We start from the raw sequence: 20,471 nt of genomic DNA, 5'->3' as shown, positions 1-20,471 counted from the left end.
TGACCAAATTCAAATTTCGGTCAATCGTTCAATGGGTTCATCTTAACATAGATGATTTGTTCGCGCAAGAACGGTATAATAATGGCAGGCATATGACATGTTAAGCCCTATTCCATCTTACCCATAAGGAGCGATTCGCGATGACATACCAAGAAATCACGACCAACGAACAATGGACGCAAGCCTTCGAGCAATCCGATTCCCGCCCTCTCGTCGTATTCAAGCACAGCACGACCTGCCCGGTCAGCGCCAACGCTTACGAGGAGTTCAACAACTATCTGCAGGGCAATCCGAGAAGCGATGTCGATTACCTGCTCGTGAAGGTGATCGAATCTCGTCCCGTCTCGAACCAGATTGCGGAAGACACTGGCGTGAAACACGAGTCTCCGCAAATCATTTTCGTAGAAAAACAAGCCAAAGTATGGACCGCTTCGCACTGGTCCGTGACGAAAGCGCATATTGGCGCCGTTCTGGACTAGTCCTCCGGACAGCTAGGCCGCTTAGCCGGGACCGCCTGTGAGTTTATGCTCACGAGGCGGTCTTTTTGCCATACTCCGAACCCCTCTGCCCATGCCGATCCGATCAGGCGGAGCGAACTACCTTCCTCTATTTTCCATGCTGAAAGATTCAGCCGTTCCAGGGCCGTTCGAGGAGCAAGGTTGCATCAATCAGCCCATTCTAAATAACGAATGGATATGGTTAGCTAAATAATGTCGGAATATATCGATTTAGGAGGACTTTACTCTCATGAAACGGATTACCTCATTATGGATCGGACTAACATTCATACTGGCGACCCTGGCGCCTGCTTCCGCATACGAACGGGTGACAGCGGCGGCCTCAGCCGTTACGTTCAACGATATTAACGACCATTGGGCCAGAAGCACGATCCAGGAGCTGGTCGCAAGAGGCATTCTCGAGGGTTACCCCGACGGGACTTTCCGACCAGAGGAGCCGGTAAAAGTGGACCAATTCGTCAAGATGCTCATCTTGTCGTATTCGGAGCTTCATCAGAACGGATCCCGCACATGGAACACGGATTTCCTGAATGCGCTGAGTCCGGAGAACCAGGCCATCCTGAAGCAGGACTATCGCTACTTCAGCTTTCAACCTAGCACGGTAGGCTATTGGGCGAAGGAGTTTATCAATATCGCCAGCGATCTTCATTTCCTGAACAAAAGCCGCTATGCCGATTTTCAAGCGGACATGACCAGGGAGAACGTCGCCGAAATCGTATATTATACGCTCCAGGAAACCGAATTTTTAGAGGATGGACAGTTCGGGCAGAAAATGGCTCAAGCGTATGGCGATATTACGAGCGCCTCCGAGCGGGAACAGCGTTTCATCGCCGAATCGCTCGTGAAAGGCATCATGGAAGGTTATCCGAACGGATTTTTCGGCGTCGGCGACAAGGTCACTCGCGCGCAAGCGCTGGTCATTCTAAACCGCCTTACGAATAAAGAATCCCGCATCAAAATCGCCGTCTCCCCGGACAACCTGGAGCGTGTCGTACCGACCCAAGGCGGCGGGAACAAGATCGTCGTTTTCCCCGACAAGCGGATGTGGGACGCGTACGAATCGCTTGGCGCGATCGGCCAGCTCCGCGGCTCGAACCACGATCTATTGGGGACGACGCTCAGGCTGTTCAAGGATCAAACGGAGAAAGAGCAAGTGCAGAACCGCCCTTCCGGCGCTTCGGCGCTCCAGGAAGAGGCCGCGATTTGGCTGGATCCCGGCTACAATACTTACGGCATCACGATTCGACTGAGAGAAGGCTCGCTCGCCCGCAACCTCGAAGTCGTGGAGCAATTCGCGAACGGCTTGTTCGGCTATAACGCCATCGCCTTCAAAGAGCTGTTCGGCGCGGTCTGCGACAAAGTAGCGAAGGGTCAGGCTATTACGAATACGTACAGCTTGATCGGAAGCGATGCGGTCAATATTCTTATCGACAACGAAACGAAGACGGTCATCTTTACGATCGCCGCCAAAAAGTGATCACCCTAGGCAAACAAGAAGAGCATCACCCTTAGGTTAATCACCTTTGGATGATGCTCATTATTTTTTTTGGGAACAATCTCGGCATGCCGCCAAGCCTCACAGCACCCTTCTGGCTTTGTTGCATTTCAGCTTATACGTAACGCCGTAATGCTTGCCATAGTGGATGATCCGATTAATCATCGTCTGGTCCTGCAGAATCGCGAACGGGCAATGGTCCGGCGTCGTGTTCACTTCGAGTATCCATGGCTTCAGATTGCCGTCGATCGCAACGTCGAGTCCAATCTCCACCAAGCTCGGATACCTTCTCTTCAACCTTTTGATCGTCTGGATACCGATTCGCTCCACATGAGAGATGAGTGCCGCCCGCTGGTCGTAATGGGCATGGGGCTGCAACACTTGGTCCACCTGCAGAATCGTGCCTCCCTGGCTTCCGTTCGTTACGATCTTGCCCGGATACGCGACGCGAGCGACCGTACCCGTTGCTTCGTAGCCGCCGCGAGGCGACTTCTGCACGACGACACGGAGGTCGAATGCCCTGCCCTCGTACTTTAGCAGATGAATGCCCTTCTGCACGAGATACCGCTTGCCCCCGGCTTCTCTCTTAATCGCCCCGTAAAAAGCGTTGAAACTACCGAAACTTCTCCGTTTGCCGCCTACTTGATAGGCATACTTGCCGCCCGCTTCCCTCTCTGTCTTCATGACCCCTTTGCCGAGCGAGCCGTGCACCGGTTTCACGTATACCATCCCATATTTGCCCAGCATGGACGATATCGCGGATTTGCTTAGTTTTTTTGTGAGGGGCACATACCCGCGCAGGCCCTTGTCCCTTATCAGCACATTCGTTTTCGCCCATTTGTCGGAGATGCGGGTTCTCCTTTTTTTGCCTGATTTCACTCTTCTGCAAAGCCTCCTCTATTGTCTCTCCTAGACGGTTGTCTCTGCTAATCTCCTACTGCTATTACTATACGGCGCCGTTAGCGGACGCGCCTTAGGCCGCTGTCGTCATAACCGAACCTTCGGCCTGCGGGCACATATGCTTTAAGAGGAAGTCTAAACGTCCAACAAAGGGGGCTAATCGACATGTCCATCGACCCGGGAAAGCTCTCCGAGCATGCGCAAGCCATTGCACGAATTCACCCTTGGTACGGCCGGCTGTTATCCGAGAATTCCGGGATGAATGGGTCTGACCATGCCGGTTCTTCGACGCTCCGCGACCTGCCTCTGCTGACTGCCGAGCTGCTCGAGGAACACTACTACGCCCAGCCTCCGCGCACCGAACCGGGCCTATCCGTGTATCGCACATCCGGCACCTCCACCGGCATACGGAAAGCGATCTACTATTCCCCTGAAGACGATGCGCGTTATATAGCGGCCAAACTAGCCAGCTTCGAGCGTTGGCTGCAAGCGGGAGGAGACGTTCCAGGGCCTCTGCCCGTCAAGCGGGCATTAGCTGACCTAGGAACCGGCCATGCCGCCGGCACCGCGCTTCGAATCTTCACTCGCATGGGACTGGAAGGAGAAGCGATCCCGTTCTCCTCCCCAGTCGAAGACCATGTCGCGAAGCTGGCGAGCTTCCGGCCGGATCTGCTCTATACGATGCCCTCCTTATTGGAAGCGATCGCGGATGCTTGGCCCGCGAATGAACCGCTAGGCCTGAAGAGGATCATTCTCGTCGGCGAGATGGCTTCCAAGGAATGGCAAGCCAACATGGCCGACAGGCTTGGACTCGCGCCGCAGCACTTGCTAGACACGTACGGGTCGATCGAGGTGGGCGCGATTGCCGCCTATTCGCATGCGATCGGCCGTTACGTACTTGCCGATGGCGTTCACGGAGAAGCGCTGCCCGTCGCCGCGATCGGCGATGGTTATGAACCTCTTGCGGACGGCGAGCACGTGCTGGCGCTCACTTCTTTTGACCGTCTGTTATTTCCCGTCATTCGATTCGTAACATACGATGTTGTCCGGAATTTCGAAGTGGTCGAGATCGACGGCGTCCCTCGCGGCACGTTCTCCTGCATCGTCAAGCGAATCGGCCCCGAATTGAAACACGGAGAGAAAATAAGCCTTTACGATATAGAGGAAGCCGTTCACCGCCATCTGAGGGATGCGGCCGTTCGCGTCGCGGTCAGCGGCAACCGCCTGAAGCTCCATATCCGAAGCGGCGAGCTCGCGCGCCATCCGGAGAAGCTGGAAGCCGTTCGATACGAGGTGGAGCATCGCATCCCGGATATCGGCATGATGATTCGGGGCAGGCTGCTCCAGGGCATCGACATCATCCTCGCCGATGAACATCATCCGCTGCCTAGCGGCTCCGTGAAAGCCAAAAAAATATACCCTTAATGCGGATGATCAAGTTCAAAAAGCCCGGTTTTCAGCACCGAGAAAATTGAAAGAAGCTAGGAAATGAGTAGCGGTCAACGTTTTCGAAGAAAACGACATCGGAAGCATACGCTTAGTGGAAGCTACGTGAGCAACGGAAGTTCCGGCTGAATTCAAGATTCGATGTCGAATACGCTGTATGGTATACTCCGTGATCAAAAGCGGGCTTTTTGAACTACCTCTTAAGGAAAGGTGCTGCTGTCCATGAGGGATAGTTGGTTGAACCAGATCGGCGGAACTCCGCTCGTCCGCCTGTCCAGATTGTTCCCGGAGCAACGCGGCATCCGGGCGTACGCCAAGCTGGAGCTGATGAACCCGAGCGGCAGCGCCAAGGATCGCCCCGCCCTGCGCATATTGGAGCATGCATGGAAGGATGGACGAATCGGCCCGGGCTCGGTCGTCGTCGAGTCCAGCTCCGGCAACATGGCCATCAGCATGGCGGCGATCTGCCGTCTGCTCGGCTTGAAATTCATCTGCGTCATCGACCCGCGAACCGCGAAGCAGAACATCGAGATCATGAAAGCGTACGGCGCCGAAGTGTCCTATGTGGCCGATCCCGATCCGGCGACGGGGGAATTTCTCCCCGCCCGCCTGCAGCGCGTGCAGGAACTGCTCGCCTTAACGCCGGACGGCTTCTGGCCCAACCAATACGGCAATCCGCATAACTATCTCGCCCATAGCGAAGGTACGATGCCGGAGATCGTCCGCGAGCTTGGCCGCGTCGATTACGTGATCGGCGGCGTCAGCACCTGCGGCACGATGTTCGGCTGCTCCGCTTATATCCACGCGAGCGGCCTGCCCACGAAGGTCGTCGCCGTCGATGCCGTCGGCAGCGTCATTTTCGGCGGCGAGAAAGGTCCACGCAAGTTCCCCGGACTCGGGGCCGGCATCGTTCCTCCATTCGCGATGGAACGATTCATGGATATGGCCATCTCCGTCACCGACCGGGAGATGGCCATCGCCTGCCGTGAGCTAGCCGCCGCGGAGTCGATCTTGGCCGGCCCGTCGTCCGGCGCGGTCATCGCCGCGCTTCAGTCGATCATCGGCGAGCTGCCGGACGGAAGCGTATGCGCCGCCATCCTGCACGATCGGGGCGAGCGCTATATGGACACGGTGTTTAACGACGAATGGATGGAGACGGCTTTTGGACCTCTTTGACCGCTTATGGCCGGGAAGAGGATAAGCTGAAATCAAGAACGGAGAGGAACTAAAAAGGCGATGCTTTATTTAGGAGAGGAACATCTTCGCGCGATCGGTTATTCCTGGCGAGGACTGGTCGATCGAATCCAGCAGACGGTGCGCATCATGGATTCGGGGGATTACGCGCAGCCTTTGAAACCATATCTGCGTTATCGGGACCCCCGCAACCGCATCATTGCGATGCCTGCCTATATCGGCGGCAGCGTCGGAACCGCGGGACTCAAGTGGATCGCGAGCTTCCCTGGCAATTACGCCGTGGGTCTGCCAAGAGCGCACAGCGTCACGGTGCTGAACGACGCGGATACGGGAGAGCCGCTGGCCATCGTCAATTCCGCTCTGGTGAGCGCCGCTCGGACGGCTGCCGTGAGCGGGCTGATGCTTCGCGAATGGCTGAAGCAGCGACTTCTCGATAATGACCGAGACAGCGCCGAGGAAGGTCTGCGGATCGGCATCATCGGCTTCGGTCCGATCGGGCAGATGCATAAGGCGATGTGCCTAAGCCTATTCGACGAGCATATCGATTATATGATGCTCTATGATATCCGCGGCGTCCGCCTAGATGGGAGCCGTGGTCATTCAGGCGCCGCGGGAGACGTCGCGACGGCGGCGCAAGGACAAGGGCAGGCGGATGGCAGCGCAAGACCACAAGGGGAATGTCCGAGACGGAGATCCGTTCCGATTCGCGTCGCCGGAAGCTGGCAGGAGCTTTATCAAGCCTGCAATGTCATTATTACGTGCACCGTCAGCGACAAACGTTACATTCACACTCCCCCCGCGCCAGGCAGCTTGCTGCTGGACGTCTCGCTGCGGGATTACGGATTGGAAGCGATCCAAGGCATCCGCTCCGTCGTCGTCGACGATTGGACGGAAGTATGCCGGGAGAACACCGACATCGAGCTGTTGCACCGCGAAGCCGGCCTTAACTCAGAGCAGGCAACGACGCTCGCGGATGTCGTGTGCCGCGATGCCATCGCCCGCTTCGATTCGCGGGAACCATTGCTATTCTGCCCGATGGGAATGGCCGCGTTCGATGTGGCGATCGCGGAGTGGTACCTCCGCAAGGGCGAGGAATTAGGCGTCGGAGTTAGGCTGACTTAAGTAGTTCCCGGTGTAGTTCCCGGTTCACTTGACACCTCCATGACGGAAGCCTATATTTAATTTAGCGCAATTTAATTGCAAGCAAAACGGCAATTCCCGTTATGGAGGACCTCTATATGAATCCGATCGAAAGCTTGAAGCTCGATAACCAAATTTGCTTCGCCATCTACGCCTGCTCGCGCGAGATTACGAAGCTTTATCGCCCGTTGCTGCAGGATCTCGGCCTGACGTACACCCAGTATGTCACCATGCTGGCGCTGTGGGAGAAGGATAACGTCACCGTGAGCGAGCTCGGGAACAGACTGTACTTGGACTCCGGCACGCTCACCCCGCTGCTCAAGAAACTCGAATCCGCCGGCCTGGTGATTCGTGCCCGCGATCGGAACGACGAGCGAAGCGTGCTTGTCACGCTGACGGAGGCCGGCGAAGCGCTGCGCGAGAAGGCACTCGACATTCCAGGGCAGATCGTCTGCCAGCTGAACGCCACCCCAGAGGAAGGCGCAGCGCTGTTAGGACAAATGAACATGCTGCTCGATCGCATGAAGAGCTGCTCTCGCAGGATCGACGCGGACGAGTCGTAGCGCCGAGAACACCCTCCCCTTTCGCATTCGCAAAGTCCGATCCGACTGTGTTAATATGGAAACTGGACATTCGCGAAGGAGGTTTATTGACGAAATGAATCGCACGAAACGCCACTATCGCCATTCTCTGCTTATGCTTGCGCTCGCCGTTCTCCTGATCGTTGCCGCCGGCTGCGGCGTCAACCAAGGCAAAACGACGAACGAACAAGGCTCCGCGGGAGGCGGACAAGCTACCAGCGAACCTTCTCCTTCTCCAACGGCCACGGCTACGGAAGCGCCTGCCGAGGAAGGACCCGAGCTGCTCGGGCCCGAGAAACATCCCGAAGTTACGATCGAGATGAGCAACGGCAAGCTAATCAAGATCGAGCTGTACCCCGAGGTAGCGCCGAATACGGTGAACAACTTTATCGCGCTCGCTCAGTCGGGTTACTACGACGGCCTCATCTTCCATCGCGTCATCCCGGGCTTCATGATCCAGGGCGGCGACCCCGATGGAACGGGAATGGGCGGGCCCGGCTATTCCATCGCAGGCGAGTTCAAGGAGAACGGCTTCGACAACAAGCTGAAGCATACGCGCGGCGTCATCTCCATGGCGCGCTCCCAGATGCCTGACTCTGCCGGCTCGCAATTTTTTATCATGGCGGAGGACTACCCTTCCCTGGACAACCTGTACGCCGCATTCGGCAAAGTTATCGAAGGCATCGAGACGGTGGACGAGATCGTTGCCCAGGAACGCGACTCGAACGACAAACCGCTCACCCCGCTTTCCATGAAAAAGGTAACGGTCGACATCAAAGGCATGACCTTCGACCCTCCGGTGAAAGTGGCGGAATAATGCTCGCTCGAGAAAACCCGGCACAACAAAACAGAGCTGCACAGTAATCTGTGCAGCTCTGTTTTGTTGCCTGAAGGTTCGCGAAACGCCCAGCCGCCTTACAGCACCCCTGCCTCTTCGCGGTAGGTGAGCTGGCGCACGAATTCGAAATTCGGCGTCAGAATCAGATTATCCAAGTAGGCGGACGTCATGCTTCCCGGCATTCTCGCCCGGTTCAGCTTTTCGATCATATCCCCAGCGGAGCCGATGCCGATGCCGTGGCCGAAGAACAAGTTGTCGTCGAGCAGGACGGCGTTCTCGCCTTGCCACTCCGGCGTCGAGCGGTCATAATCGGGATTTTTGAAATACATCGTGTCGCCATAATACGTCTCGTTCAAATTATACGTCGCTTTCAACTGAAGATCGCGATCCGTCTCCCAACTGATCAAGTACAAATTGCGGAAATGCCGATTGAACGCCGCTTCGCCGATCGTATCGAGTACGGCTTTGTACAAGATAATAATGATGGCGCCCGCGCATTCGAAGCCGTACAAGTGGCCGTTCGCGAAAATATCGTTAACCGCGACGGAAGGCGCCACACCCGGTTTCAATAAAAACCCGCCCTCCGGCGTACGGGTCCAATACTGCTCGTTGCAGCGCGAAGTTCTGAAGGTCGCAAAGCTGACCCCGCTCGCGTACATCGCCTTGGCCGCTTCCACGATATGCGAACGCATCTTCAGCTCGAAGATAAGCGCCTCAAGCGACGGATAGCTGTACATCATCGGACTGTTCATTTTCTTGACCAACGTTTTCCGCTCCAGCGTCGTCAGCATCCGAGGCGGGATCGAGCCCGGGTTGCTTCCGTCCGAAATTACGATCACGATTGTTTCCCCCAAACCAGTATGATGGATTAGGTTATAGTACGTGTACGCATCCGGATTGGTGACCCGGAATTACCCTACCGCAACCTCGCCGGCCGGCAGCAGACCCGCCTTGATAAGCCCGTTACGGATGCCCTTCTCGTCCACATGCGTCGTGACGAAGTTCGCGAACGGCAGCAGCTCCGGATGGGAATTGCCCATGGCGACGCCGAAGCCGACGTATTCGAGCATTTCCTTGTCGTTCAGACCGTCTCCGAAAGCAGCCGCTTCGGCAGCCGTTAACCCAAGCTTCTCCAGCAGCGCCGCAATGCCTTGCGCTTTGGAGCCGCCGGCTGGCAGCACATCCATCGCCGTGCGATGCCAACGGATCAGCGTGAAGTCGGACTTCAGCTCTTCGTACAGATGCTCGTCATGGCTCTCGCAATGCAGGAACACTTGGAAAATGTCGTCCGTCCGCCAAAATTCCGGATTGAAGCCCGGCAAATCCACCTTCAGCGAGAGCACGGCTTCTTCGATAAACGGATGATTCTCGCGGTCCGCGCAGAAGGCGTGCTCGCCCTCGAATACGAGGCCATGCCCGTGCCGCGCGGCCAACTCTACCAGCCGTCCCAGCTCTTCCCGGCCAATTTCCCGCCGATATAACGGCTGACCCTTATAGACGACGTACCCGCCGTTCATACATACGAAGGAATCGATGCCGAGCTTCTCGGCGAGCGGCTTAATAAAATAAGGCGCCCTCCCTGTCGCGATTACGGGCTCCACTCCCTGCTCCTTCAGCTCCCGAATCGCCGACACCGTATCCTCGGGAATTTCCTTCTGCTCGTTAACCAGCGTGCCGTCGATATCAAAAAACACGATTTTGTAGCTCATTATGCGTTTCTCCCATCCTATTTTTCTTTTAAGTATAAAGAATAGGAGAGCGTACCGCCAGCCTTCTCTACCAGCCAAAGTTTAACGTTCGGCCAGTTTCGCACAAAGTCTTCAAATTGCTAAGGATGATCGCCCAGGAATCCTCGGATCGCTCGAAGCTCGGATGGTTCTCCGTGAACCGGTCGTTGACCAGCGTCAACTTCGTGCATTCCCCTGCAGGTTCGAGGGTGTAAGTTATGCGGGAAGTGAGCTCGGCATGATTCTCGTAATACGACGGCCCCGGATGCTCGATAACCTGCATCATGCGTCCCGGATCGATCTCGATGATTTCCCCATACACATGCACCGTCTCCTCGCCGTCGTTGCCGGGGCCTATGTAGGCGAACTTGCTGCCCGGAAGAAGATCGGTTTGAAACACGCTGCCGAAGAAGATCGAACGCGTTCCTTCCGGCTGAATGAGGGTATTCCAAACCTTCTCTTGATCCGCTCCGATATAAGTAATGAATTTATGTTCCATGTTCATTACACGCTCCTATAATCTGGATTTGGTTAGCCTAGCAAAAGTATAATAGAGAAACATCATCCATGTATTGTAAAAACGCGACAGCCGCCGAAAGGAGTTTCCCGCATGAAACCATCTCCGCTGCAAACCGCCAGCATGGGCGTCCTTCAAGCCCCCGAGGCGTTAAAAAAATTCCAACTGCACCGTTTTCCTCCCGACGATCGTCTAGTGCAGTTCGTCAAACACCACTGGATCGTCAGTTGGGATTTGCCGGATCATGAGCTTTTCTGCCAGGACGTCATTCCGAACCCTTGCGTCAACCTTGTCGCGGAAAGCTCCGGCAGCGCCGTTTACGGCGTCCCCAGCCGCAAATACACGAAGCGTCTGTCCGGCCGAGGACGCGCGTACGGCGTCAAGTTCCGGCCGGGCGGCTTCTATCCGTACGTGTCGACGCCGATGTCAAGGCTGACGGACGGATCCCTGTCCTTCGAGGAAGCCTTCCGTTCGGGAAGCGTCGAATTAACGGACGCCCTTCGGTCGGGCGAACCTCCGGAGCGCCTGATCCAACTAACCGAGCGACTGCTGATCGAACGGCTGCCCGAACCGGATCCTGCCGTCGAGCTGCTGAACGCGATCATTGACTACATTCAGGCGAACCGGGAAGTCTCAAGCGTGGAACAAACCAGCAAGACCTTCGGGATCGGCGTCCGCACATTGCAGCGGCTCTTCAGCAAGTACGTCGGCGTCAGTCCGAAGTGGGTCATCCAGCTCTACCGGCTGCAGAACGCCGCGGAAACGCTGGATAAGGGGTATGGCGGCAGCCCGGCGGCGCTGGGCGCGGAGCTCGGCTTCTACGATCAATCCCATTTCATCAAGTCGTTCAAAACAATGATCGGCAAGACGCCGGAAGATTACTCCGGGGTCAGCGGCCAAACCAAGTAGCGCATCATTCGCAGGTGTTGACCTAATCAAGACAAATGCGATATAGTTAGGAAAAATATGGCTCGGACACGCGGGAAGCACCCGCAAGGATAGACGTGAAGCGTCTGCCCTTGCAGGTGCTTTTTTTCGTTCTTGTCCGGCCGATCCTTAGGAGGTTCTACACATGAGAATGGATTACAACTGGTTGCGAGTCGGGATGGCCGGTCTTGCGATCGCGCTGTCGCTGACCGTAACGACGGCCGCTTTCGCGGCGCCGTTCGAATTTTCGGTTACCGCCAAAGCCGCCTTCGATCGAATGATCGAAGCCTCACCGGCATCGGTCGCCGCCGGGCTTAAGAAACAGCATGCCGAGCTGCAGACCCTGCAGCAGCAGGATCTCGGATGGGATGCCGAGATCGCCTCCCTTCGCTACCAGAACGAAGAGAACGAAGGCAAGCTGCAGAAACGGATTCGGGAAATCGATGCAGCAAAGATCACGTCGCTCGCGGAGGCTTCCGCCGCGCTGAAGAAACAATACGAACCGTTATTCGAGCTTTACGACACCCAGAAGACGCAGCTCAGCTTAGCCAAATCGTTTAAGAACAAGGAGCTTACCGCCATCATGAACATGCAGGTCGAAGCGACGAAGGCTGCCGTGCAAGCGGCCAAGAAGAAGCTCGCTGCCAAGGAGGCCGAGATCAAGCAGGCGAAGTCCGCGGCAACCGCCAAGATGAAGCAAATCCGGGACATGCTGGGCGCGAATGATGCGACGGTAGCAAAAATCAAAGCAGCCAAAAGCGCCGCCGGCACTTATAAGAAGCTGTTTGCGACGGAAGCCAAGGTGCTCGGCAGCGCGGTGCGGGGCGGCGACGCGACCGCTACGGCCGGCTCCTTCACCCGCATGATCGACTACCAGCGTCAAATTCTGATCCAGAAGGTCAACATCCACGCCTACGAAGGACGAATCGCCGATACGATCGCCAAAGCGGAAGCCAAAATGCTTAGCTATTGAACGGCAGTCGAGCGCCGCTCGGCCGTATACTGCACTAAACACAAAAAGGCAGCCTCGGCGTCTTCCTTGCCCGCCGAGCGCTGCCCTATACCAATATTAGCTTAAGATGATCGATTGAGCCGCCTCATTAATGCGGCAATCCCTTCGATGACAACCCCCGCGACGAAACCGGCGGCGGACGTCATCATGAACATGATGAAGCCGACCAAGTCGCCCCATCCCGTCAGATCGCGGCCATAAGCCGCCATGAGCACGAGACCGGCAAACAGTCCGATGTTCGAGCATAACCAGATCCACTTGGCGCCAAACCACCCCGCCACACTCACGACCAAGGACGCGACGACGGCAAGCATGACGAATCGCAAGGCATGCGTCGCGCTCCAAGCCTGGCCGATGAATCCGAATCGAACGGCGATTAGCGCCGCGCTTAGCAATACGGCCGAAATACCGGCAATCCCCCACCATTTCGCGCTTCCGTCCCCGGGAAGTAGACGCATGGACGCACACTCCTTCATCATCGTTTTTCGTTCATCCCCTCATGGAATTAGACGATTCCCGTCAAGGAAAAGTTTCGTCGGCGCCCCTTCGTTCCGCCTATTTTCGGAGCAAAGACAGCGGGCAATATTCCCCTTTTCTGTATACGTCTATGGTACTATAATAAGACCAAAGAGAGGATGAGTCCGCATGGAACAGAAACGAATGTGCGTCAGGTTCGAGAAAGCGGTCGAGCTGCTCAGCAAACGTTGGGTCGCGCTTATCGTTTATATTTTATTGCCTGGTCCCAAGCGCTTCTCCGACATCGAACAAGGGTTGCCGAATTTAAGCGGCAAAGTGTTGTCCGATCGTCTGAAGGAGCTTGAAGCCGAAGGGTTGATTCGCCGCGTTGTCTACCCGGAGATGCCCGTTCGCATCGAATATTCGTTGACCGACAAAGGCCGCGCCTTGTCCCCGCTGTTCGCCGACATCACCGACTGGGCCGAGCAATGGATTCATCCGGACGAAGTACCGGCGAAGCCCAATAGTTGCTTATAAGGGAACGGTTGGTTGATCCTCCCCTCGCGATTGTGCTACACTGTTCTCATTCCAAGGAACGGAGGGTTTCGTGTGATAGATTTCATCCGAGTTAGGTCTTTGCGCGGCTAATTGCAAACGACGCTTAAGCTCTGCCCGTACGCAGAGGACTCAGGATAGGTCTGTCCACATGAAGCTTTATTTCGCTGCAGCAGCCGGTGCATGAAGAAACGTTCTTCATGGGTTCGGCGCGAGCTTGCCGCATGCCGATACGGAAATCCATCCATTCCGGATGTATTCGCCCATGTGCGGCCGCCGGCTGCAGGGACCGAACCCTTCCTATCTCCTCAGGTTGTATATCGTCGGGCACGGGCAGGCATGCCTGTGTTTTTTTGTACCCCAATACTATTCCGGAGGATGATATAACCATGATGGAACCTCAACAAGCAAGACAGAAAGCCATTATCGTCGGCGTTCAGCTCAAGAACGGATCCGACTTCGAATACGCCATGATGGAGCTTCGCAATTTATCGGATGCCTGTTATATCGACGTGGTCGACGAGCTGAGCCAGAAGGCCGACCGCATCAACCCGTCGCATTATATCGGAACGGGCAAAATCCAGGAGCTGCGCGCCTTAATGGAGGCGCATGAATGCGAGCTGGTCATCTTCAACGACGAGCTGTCCCCATCCCAAATTCGCAATCTGGAGTCCGACCTCGATTGCACGGTCATCGACCGCACGATCCTCATTCTCGACATCTTCGCCGAACGGGCGAAAACGCGGGAAGCTCAGCTGCAAGTGGAAGTGGCGCGACTGCAATATTCGCTGCCGCGGCTCGTCGGCCTTCGCGCATCGCTCGGACGCCAAGGCGGAGGCTCCGGCCTGAAGAACAGAGGCGCGGGCGAGACGAAGCTGGAGCTGGACCGCCGGAGAATCGAGGAGCGGATTACCGCTTTGCAAGCCGAGCTTGAGAAGCTGGTAGCCACGCGCCAGATCCAGCGGAAGAAACGCAAGAAAAACGAGATGCCCGTCGTCTGTTTGGTCGGATACACGAATACCGGCAAGTCCAGCCTCATGAACGCAATGCTCGAGACGTACGACCCCGAGACGACGAAGCAGGTATTCGCGAAGGATATGCTGTTCGCCACGCTCGAAACGTCGGTGCGCAGCATCGATCTGCCGGACAACAAGTCGTTCCTGTTGACGGATACCGTCGGTTTCGTCAGCCAGCTGCCCCACCACTTGATCAAGGCGTTCCGGTCCACGCTGGAGGAAGTAACGGAAGCCGACCTGCTCATTCATGTCGTCGACTACGCCCATGAAGATTACGAGCAATTGGTCGCCGTCACGAACGAGACGCTCGGCGAGTTAGGCGCCGATGGCATTCCGACAATCTACGCCTATAACAAATGCGACCTGACCGATCATCCGTATCCCGTCAAATCGGGCAATTCGGTCTATATGTCGGTCAAGGAAGGCCAAGGATTAGCCGAGCTTGTGGAAGTCGTTCGCGCCCATATTTTCGGGAACTACGTCAAGAAAGATATTCTGATCCCGTTCAACCAAGGCCGTCTCGTCTCCTACTTCAACGAACATGCCCATGTTATGTCGACCAGCTACGAGGCCGAAGGCACCCGCATGATGATCGAATGCAGCCTCGCCGACTACGAACGGTTCAAAAACGATTTTGTCGAGATGGAAGCCGAGAGCTGATAAAAGCTGAAAACTCCGAAAAGTCCTACGCGGACCTTCCGGAGTTTTTTGGTTTGCGGCGTTAATGTTTCCGCTTATAATACGTAATCGCGAGAGCCAGCGCGAGCACCGAACCCTTCACGATATCCATTGCGTAATACGGCACGGACAACATGATGAGCCCGTTGGACAAGATACCGATGAGCACCGCGCCGACGAATGTGCCGAACGCGTTCGGCTTGCCCGCGCCGAGGACGGAATAGCCGATGAACGCGGCGGCTACTGCATCCATGAGATAGGGAGCGCCGGAGTTCACTTCCGCGGTCATAACTCGCGCGCCGAGGATGATCCCGCCGATGCCCGCGAACAGCGCCGAGATCAGATAAGCCGCCAGCCGGTACTTGCTGACCGCGATACCCGACAGCTTCGCCGCTTCCGGATTGCCTCCGATCATGTACATGTAACGTCCATGCTTCGTGTACGTCAAGAACAGATGCACCGCAAGGACGACAAGCAGCATGACGACAATGATCCATGGTACTTTGCCGAGCTGGCCGAATACGGCCGGAATTTCGCCCGTGGCATAATCGCCGCTCGGCAGAATCATGTTCTCCGAGACGGTGGCGCCGCGCGTGTACGTCAGCGCAATCCCTTGGAAGACGAACATGGTCGCCAGCGTCATCAGCATGTCTTGGATTTTGAAATTAATGACCAGGAACGCGTTCACGAGCCCGACGAGCAGGCAGAAAATAATCGTGACGATCAAGCTGACGCCGATCTGGCCGCCATGCCACACGAAAATCGAGATGACAAGCGCGTTCGCGAGCGACGCCGTCGAGCCGACGGACAGATCGAAGCCGCCTACCGCGAGCGATACCGTGAGCCCCGTCGCGATAATCGTCACGATCGAGATCGAACGCAAAATATTTATGATGTTTGTATAGTTCAAGAAGTTGTCCGTCATCGTCCCGAATACCACGATAAGCAGCAAGATCGTGATTAACGTTCCGTATTTATAAAGAACCTCGAAGGCGCTGCCCGCCCCCCGCTTCGTTCCCGCCGCGTTCATGTTCGTTGACCTCCCGTGCTGTACAGCATGATTTCTTCTTCGTTCGTATCGCTTGTCCGCAGCTCCTTCATGATCGCGCCGTCGTACATGACGTACATCCGGTCGGTGATGCCCATGATCTCGGACAGCTCGCTCGAGGCGTACAGGATGCACTTGCCTCTAGCCGCAAGCTCGGCCACCAATTCGTAAATGTCTCGTTTCGCGCCGACGTCCACGCCTTTGGTCGGTTCGTCGAACAGATAGACCTCCGCATCCATCAGCAGCCACTTGCCGATCGCGATCTTCTGTTGATTGCCGCCGGACAGGTTCCGCACCTTGGCCGCCGCATTCGGCGTTTTGACGCCGAGACTTCGAATAATACCTTCCGCGGCTTCCTTCTCCCTCGACGCGCTAAGCCACGAGCCGATTCCTTTCCTAACGTACCGCGACAAGCTTGTGGCCGTCAGATTGACGCCTACCGATTCATCGACGAATACGCCTTCCCTGCGCCGCTCCTCCGGAACGAGCGCAAGGCCGTTCCGGACCGCTTGATGCGGATCGTTCATCGCGATCTTCTCTCCGCCAAGCCGCAGCTCCCCTCGAGCCGACTCGGAAGCGCCGAAGAGCGCCCGGCACAGCTCCGTCTTGCCGGCGCCGACCAGCCCGGCGATGCCGACGATCTCGCCGCGGCGTACTTGGATCGATACGTCCTCCACCTTGCCTTCATCTTGAATGCCGATCGCTTCGAACAGCACCTCCCCGACATTCCGAACCCGGCTCGGGAACTGCCCTTCCAGCTTCGCGCCGAGCATATGCTCCACCACTTGCTCCTGGGACAGGTTCGCGATTTCGTCGCGGACGACCAGCCTCCCGTCGCGCATGATCGTGATGTCGTCGCAAATCTCGTAGAGCTCCGGAAGCCGGTGAGAGATAAATATAATGCCTACCCCTTCCGACTTCAGCAGTCGAATGAGCCGGAACAGACCTTCCGTCTCGCTGCTGCTAAGCGGAGCCGTAGGCTCGTCCAGTACCAGATAACGGCACTGCATGGAAACCGAACGGGCGATCAGCACCATCTGCTTCTCCGCGAGCGTCAGCTCCTGCACCAGCTTGCGGGTCGGAATGCTTACGTTCAGCCGGTCCATGACCGCTTGGGCGGCGGCATGAAGCTCCTTCCAGCGAATCAAGTGCTTGCCCTTCATGCCGTGTACGGTCTGCTCCAACATAATATTCTCGCCGACGCTCAGATTCGGGATGAGAGCCGTATCGACTTCCTGGTAAACGATCTGGATGCCGTAATCCTTCGCGTCCTTCGGGCTGCGAATATTTGCCCCCGTTCCGTCAATCCGAATCTCGCCCGTATAATGGTCGTACGCGCCGGACAATACCTTCATAAGCGTGGATTTGCCGGCGCCATTCGCTCCGATCAAGGCATGCGCCCTGCCCGCGCCCGCGGTAAAATCCACGTTCGAGAGCGCGTTGACGCCCGGGAAGGAGATCGAGATCCCCTTCATCTCCAGCCGGCCTGCTTGCTTATTCGCCACGGGGCGCACCTTCCTCTCCGAACAGGATAGAGCGCCCTTATCCAACGGATAAGAGCGCCGAATTTCAATGCTATGAGTATATCATAGAATCAGCCGATTATTTGCCGTTCGCCGCCTTGAGGTCCTTCATCCAAGCTTCTTCGAAAGCATCCGACGTGCCCCAGCCCGGAATGATGTCGGCCAGCGTCTGCATGTTGACGGCTTTGTCGGACTTGCCCAGCGACTCCTGCGTAATAAGCGCCGCATCCAGATCGTACGTAGCCGGCGTCTCTTCGCCTGCAAGCTTCTTCGCCGCGAGACGAACCGTCACCGCGCCGATCAGCTTCGGATCGACGGCCGCAGTTGCCGCCCATGGGCTATCTTTCTCTTGCATCACTTGCAGGTCGGCGTTCGATACGTCGATCCCGTAAATCTTCACTTCGGTGCGTCCCGCCTCGATCAGCGCGCGCGCCGCGCCGATCGCGAACGCGTCCCATGTCGCGAAGATCGCGTCCAGCTCGCCCTTCGGATACTTGGACAACATCGCCGCCACCGCGTTCTGTGTTTCGACGGACGTGTTCTCGTTCGCTACGCCGAACCGTTCCACTTCTTTGATGCCGGGATTGTTCCCCAGCACTTCTTCGTAAACCGCGTTGCGGCGAACCATCGGCGGGAAGCCGTCTACCCATAAGTATACGATGTTCGCGTCCGGTCCTTGCTCTTGGACCAGCTGGTCGAGCGCATACTGCGCAAGCGCTTCGTCCTTCTGCGCCGTCAGCGTTACGCCTTCAACCGCTGACAGATCGCCGGTGGAGTCGAATGCCACAACTTCGATGCCTTTGTCTCTCAGCTTCTGCGCCGCTTCGACGGTTGCGGGATCGTCGCCGTGCGACAAAATAACCGCGTCCACGTCACCTTCGGCCGCTTGGTCGATCGCATCCAGGAACTTCGCCGTGTCGCCGTCCGCGGAGAACGTGTCCACGTTGAAGCCCAGCGCTTCGCCTTCTTGCTTCGCACCGGCCAAAAATTGGGCCGTGTGATCGTCCCCGCCGATTTTGCGGATGACTTTAATATTGATTTCGCCTTTGTCCTTCAGCGAGGCCGGAACGCTCTCGACGTCCTGCACGGACCCGCCTTTCTTGCCTGTATCCACTCCGCAGCCCGTTGCCGCGACAACAATGACAAGCAGCAGGATCAACAATGCTTGCAGCTTCTTGTTTCTCATAAACGTTTCTCTCCCTAAATCCAAATAGAATCTCTTTAATACAAGTAATCCTATCGGATTTAAATAGAGTCGTCAATAGTTTTTACGAAAATGTCATTTTACGTCGAATTGCTAGAGAACCGAATCGTAAATGTCGTCCCTTTGTTTAGCTCGCTATGTATGTGAATCGTGCCGCCCATTTTTTTAATGATATTAAACGATACCATCGTGCCTAACCCCGTACCCTTATCCTTCGTGGAGTAGTAAGGCGTGCCGAGACGCTTGACCTGCTCGGCCGTCATGCCTACTCCCGTATCCGAGATCCGGATGACGACCGCGTCCCCCTGCTTCTCGCTTGCCAGCGCAAGCTCGCCGCCGTCCGGCATCGCTTCGATCGCGTTTTTCCCGATATTGAGCAGCGCCTGCCTGAACTTATGTTTGTCCCCCATCGTGACCAGCCTGCGCTCTTCGTCGAACGCAACGTTCAGCTGGATATTGTTGAAATTCGCGTAATTGAGCAGCAAGTTGGACATATAGCCGAGCTCCGCGTTCAGATTGATCTCCTCGACGTGATCCGGGTCGGTTCTAGCGAGCGACAAGTAGTCCGAAATAATATGCTCCGCGCGGTCGAGCTCCGCAAAACAGATACCTTTGTACTGCTCCTTCTTCTCCGCCGTAAGCTCCGTCGTGCCGAGCAGGTGGATGAATCCCCTTACAGCGGTTAGCGGATTGCGAATCTCGTGGGCGACGGACGCCGCGATCTCGCTGACGAGCTTCATCTTCTCCGTCTTCACGACTTCATCCTGGATGCGATTGTACCTTCTTAAAAATTCGATCAGATAGACGCCGATCGCGACGATCAGGCTTTGGAGCAAATAAGTGACGATCGTCTCCAGCGGCTTGATCGCAAACTTTTGAAGCTCGTCCAAGCTTGCCAAGAATAACGTGAACGTAATCAGCTTGATTAGCGCGCAGGCCAGAACGGCGATAATCATTCGGCCGAGCAACGATGAAACCTCGAAATATTTGATCGCGAACCACGTGATGACATAAGTCGGCATAATCGCAAAAACGTACAGCAGTACCTCGGGCATGCCGGTTATATACCTGCCGATGATGACGGTCCCGTACAAGACCAGAGCCACGGCCCATCCGCCGTACAACGATCCGATGACCAGCGGAACGGAACGGAAATCATAGTTAAGCCCGTTTAGATTGACAGGGAAGCTCATCGTCGCCATAATCGCCATTGAGCATAGCAGGAGCAGAAACGCGCGATACAAAGCAACCTTTTCCCTGAACCGATGCAAATAGGGGTACATGACAAACGGAGACGAAATAATGACAATGTTAAATAAAAATTCTTTGAAAAAGAGCAGCATGGTTGACTCCCCTTCGACTAAACGTTAATCTCCGTTTTCTTGTCGTTGAGACTAATATAGCATATTCAGCCATGGTAGATTCATCAATTTTTAATTCCATTTTCGACCAACAATTGGAAGTTGATTCCAAGGTTTTTCCCATGCAAAAAAAGATACGCCAGTAGGCGCTGGCGGGTGCGCGTTCCGCGCTGCAGGTACGTTTCGCGGACCTGCGTTTAATAAATGATGCAATCTGTCAGGCTGTTGAGAAATTCAAAAACTTCAATAAATCACCGCGTTAATATGGTATAATGAGGGTAGAAACCATTCCATAGAAAGCGCGGTGTTTTTATGCTTCGCACGAATGATCCTAA

The 20,471-nt window shown here is 55.9% G+C and carries 20 protein-coding genes; 11 read left to right on the top strand and 9 right to left on the bottom strand.

The features are described from left to right. Positions 1 to 140: 140 nt before the first annotated feature. A complete protein-coding gene (gene ytxJ, locus RB620_RS28355; protein ID WP_308100298.1) occupies positions 141 to 479 on the top strand; it encodes a bacillithiol system redox-active protein YtxJ in 339 nt (112 codons plus the stop codon). 268 nt (positions 480 to 747) lie between these two features. After that, positions 748 to 1,995: an S-layer homology domain-containing protein gene (locus tag RB620_RS28350; RefSeq protein WP_308100297.1), complete on the top strand. Its 1,248-nt coding sequence runs from the start codon at positions 748 to 750 to the stop codon at positions 1,993 to 1,995. A gap of 99 nt (positions 1,996 to 2,094) precedes the next feature. Here RB620_RS28350 and RB620_RS28345 read toward each other — a convergent pair whose 3' ends face one another. Further along, a complete protein-coding gene (locus RB620_RS28345; protein WP_308100295.1) occupies positions 2,095 to 2,892 on the bottom strand; it encodes a YheC/YheD family protein in 798 nt (265 codons plus the stop codon). Between the two features lie 186 nt (positions 2,893 to 3,078). Between RB620_RS28345 and RB620_RS28340 the strand changes: the two genes are divergently transcribed. From RB620_RS28340 to RB620_RS28320, 5 genes are all read left to right on the top strand, one after another. Then, the gene (locus RB620_RS28340; protein WP_308100293.1) at positions 3,079 to 4,338 is read left to right on the top strand and encodes a phenylacetate--CoA ligase family protein; all 1,260 of its coding nucleotides are present in this window, start codon (positions 3,079 to 3,081) and stop codon (positions 4,336 to 4,338) included. A 243-nt stretch (positions 4,339 to 4,581) separates the two neighbouring features. After that, on the top strand, positions 4,582 to 5,535 hold the full coding sequence (gene sbnA / locus RB620_RS28335) for a 2,3-diaminopropionate biosynthesis protein SbnA (protein ID WP_308100291.1): 954 nt from the start codon (positions 4,582 to 4,584) through the stop codon (positions 5,533 to 5,535). Between the two features lie 60 nt (positions 5,536 to 5,595). After that, the gene (locus RB620_RS28330; RefSeq protein ID WP_308100290.1) at positions 5,596 to 6,675 is read left to right on the top strand and encodes a 2,3-diaminopropionate biosynthesis protein SbnB; all 1,080 of its coding nucleotides are present in this window, start codon (positions 5,596 to 5,598) and stop codon (positions 6,673 to 6,675) included. A gap of 101 nt (positions 6,676 to 6,776) precedes the next feature. After that, positions 6,777 to 7,256: a MarR family winged helix-turn-helix transcriptional regulator gene (locus tag RB620_RS28325; protein ID WP_308100288.1), complete on the top strand. Its 480-nt coding sequence runs from the start codon at positions 6,777 to 6,779 to the stop codon at positions 7,254 to 7,256. A gap of 94 nt (positions 7,257 to 7,350) precedes the next feature. Then, positions 7,351 to 8,091, top strand: coding sequence for a peptidylprolyl isomerase (locus RB620_RS28320; protein WP_308100286.1), 741 nt, complete (start codon positions 7,351 to 7,353; stop codon positions 8,089 to 8,091). 98 nt (positions 8,092 to 8,189) lie between these two features. Here RB620_RS28320 and RB620_RS28315 read toward each other — a convergent pair whose 3' ends face one another. The 3 genes from RB620_RS28315 to RB620_RS28305 form a co-directional block, all read right to left on the bottom strand. Continuing rightward, entirely contained in the window at positions 8,190 to 8,951 is a 762-nt protein-coding gene (locus RB620_RS28315; protein ID WP_308100284.1) for a protein-glutamine gamma-glutamyltransferase, read from the bottom strand. Positions 8,952 to 9,023: 72 nt separating this feature from the next. Beyond that, complete coding sequence (locus RB620_RS28310) at positions 9,024 to 9,821, bottom strand: Cof-type HAD-IIB family hydrolase (protein ID WP_308100282.1); 798 nt, start codon at positions 9,819 to 9,821, stop codon at positions 9,024 to 9,026. A gap of 67 nt (positions 9,822 to 9,888) precedes the next feature. Then, complete coding sequence (locus tag RB620_RS28305) at positions 9,889 to 10,338, bottom strand: SRPBCC family protein (protein WP_308100280.1); 450 nt, start codon at positions 10,336 to 10,338, stop codon at positions 9,889 to 9,891. Positions 10,339 to 10,449: 111 nt separating this feature from the next. On the opposite strand from RB620_RS28305, the gene RB620_RS28300 reads away from it, so the two are divergent. Both RB620_RS28300 and RB620_RS28295 read left to right on the top strand, forming a co-directional pair. Next, on the top strand, positions 10,450 to 11,265 hold the full coding sequence (locus RB620_RS28300) for a helix-turn-helix domain-containing protein (RefSeq protein ID WP_308100278.1): 816 nt from the start codon (positions 10,450 to 10,452) through the stop codon (positions 11,263 to 11,265). Between the two features lie 163 nt (positions 11,266 to 11,428). Continuing rightward, on the top strand, positions 11,429 to 12,256 hold the full coding sequence (locus tag RB620_RS28295; RefSeq protein ID WP_308100276.1) for a hypothetical protein: 828 nt from the start codon (positions 11,429 to 11,431) through the stop codon (positions 12,254 to 12,256). Between the two features lie 101 nt (positions 12,257 to 12,357). Here the strand turns inward: RB620_RS28295 and RB620_RS28290 are convergent, their stop codons facing one another. After that, entirely contained in the window at positions 12,358 to 12,753 is a 396-nt protein-coding gene (locus RB620_RS28290; protein ID WP_308100274.1) for a hypothetical protein, read from the bottom strand. A 187-nt stretch (positions 12,754 to 12,940) separates the two neighbouring features. Here RB620_RS28290 and RB620_RS28285 point away from each other — a divergent pair, with 187 nt between their 5' ends. Continuing rightward, the gene (locus RB620_RS28285) at positions 12,941 to 13,288 is read left to right on the top strand and encodes a winged helix-turn-helix transcriptional regulator (RefSeq protein ID WP_308100272.1); all 348 of its coding nucleotides are present in this window, start codon (positions 12,941 to 12,943) and stop codon (positions 13,286 to 13,288) included. 410 nt (positions 13,289 to 13,698) lie between these two features. Continuing rightward, positions 13,699 to 14,982, top strand: a complete 1,284-nt coding sequence (gene hflX, locus RB620_RS28280; RefSeq protein ID WP_308100325.1) for a GTPase HflX — start codon at positions 13,699 to 13,701, stop codon at positions 14,980 to 14,982. A 61-nt stretch (positions 14,983 to 15,043) separates the two neighbouring features. Here hflX and RB620_RS28275 read toward each other — a convergent pair whose 3' ends face one another. The 4 genes from RB620_RS28275 to RB620_RS28260 form a co-directional block, all read right to left on the bottom strand. Continuing rightward, positions 15,044 to 16,030, bottom strand: coding sequence for an ABC transporter permease (locus tag RB620_RS28275; RefSeq protein WP_308100270.1), 987 nt, complete (start codon positions 16,028 to 16,030; stop codon positions 15,044 to 15,046). Next, a complete protein-coding gene (locus RB620_RS28270) occupies positions 16,027 to 17,523 on the bottom strand; it encodes a sugar ABC transporter ATP-binding protein (RefSeq protein ID WP_308100323.1) in 1,497 nt (498 codons plus the stop codon). The genes RB620_RS28275 and RB620_RS28270 overlap by 4 nt, the downstream gene beginning before the upstream one ends. 127 nt (positions 17,524 to 17,650) lie before the next feature. Beyond that, complete coding sequence (locus RB620_RS28265; protein WP_308100268.1) at positions 17,651 to 18,757, bottom strand: sugar ABC transporter substrate-binding protein; 1,107 nt, start codon at positions 18,755 to 18,757, stop codon at positions 17,651 to 17,653. Positions 18,758 to 18,855: 98 nt separating this feature from the next. Next, positions 18,856 to 20,118, bottom strand: coding sequence for an ATP-binding protein (locus RB620_RS28260; RefSeq protein ID WP_308100266.1), 1,263 nt, complete (start codon positions 20,116 to 20,118; stop codon positions 18,856 to 18,858). Positions 20,119 to 20,471 lie beyond the last annotated feature (353 nt).

Source organism: Paenibacillus sp. LHD-117, assembly GCF_030929555.1.
GTDB lineage: Bacteria > Bacillota > Bacilli > Paenibacillales > Paenibacillaceae > Pristimantibacillus.
Note: the sequence above shows the minus strand (reverse complement) of the source record. Positions and strands in the feature narration are given on the sequence as shown.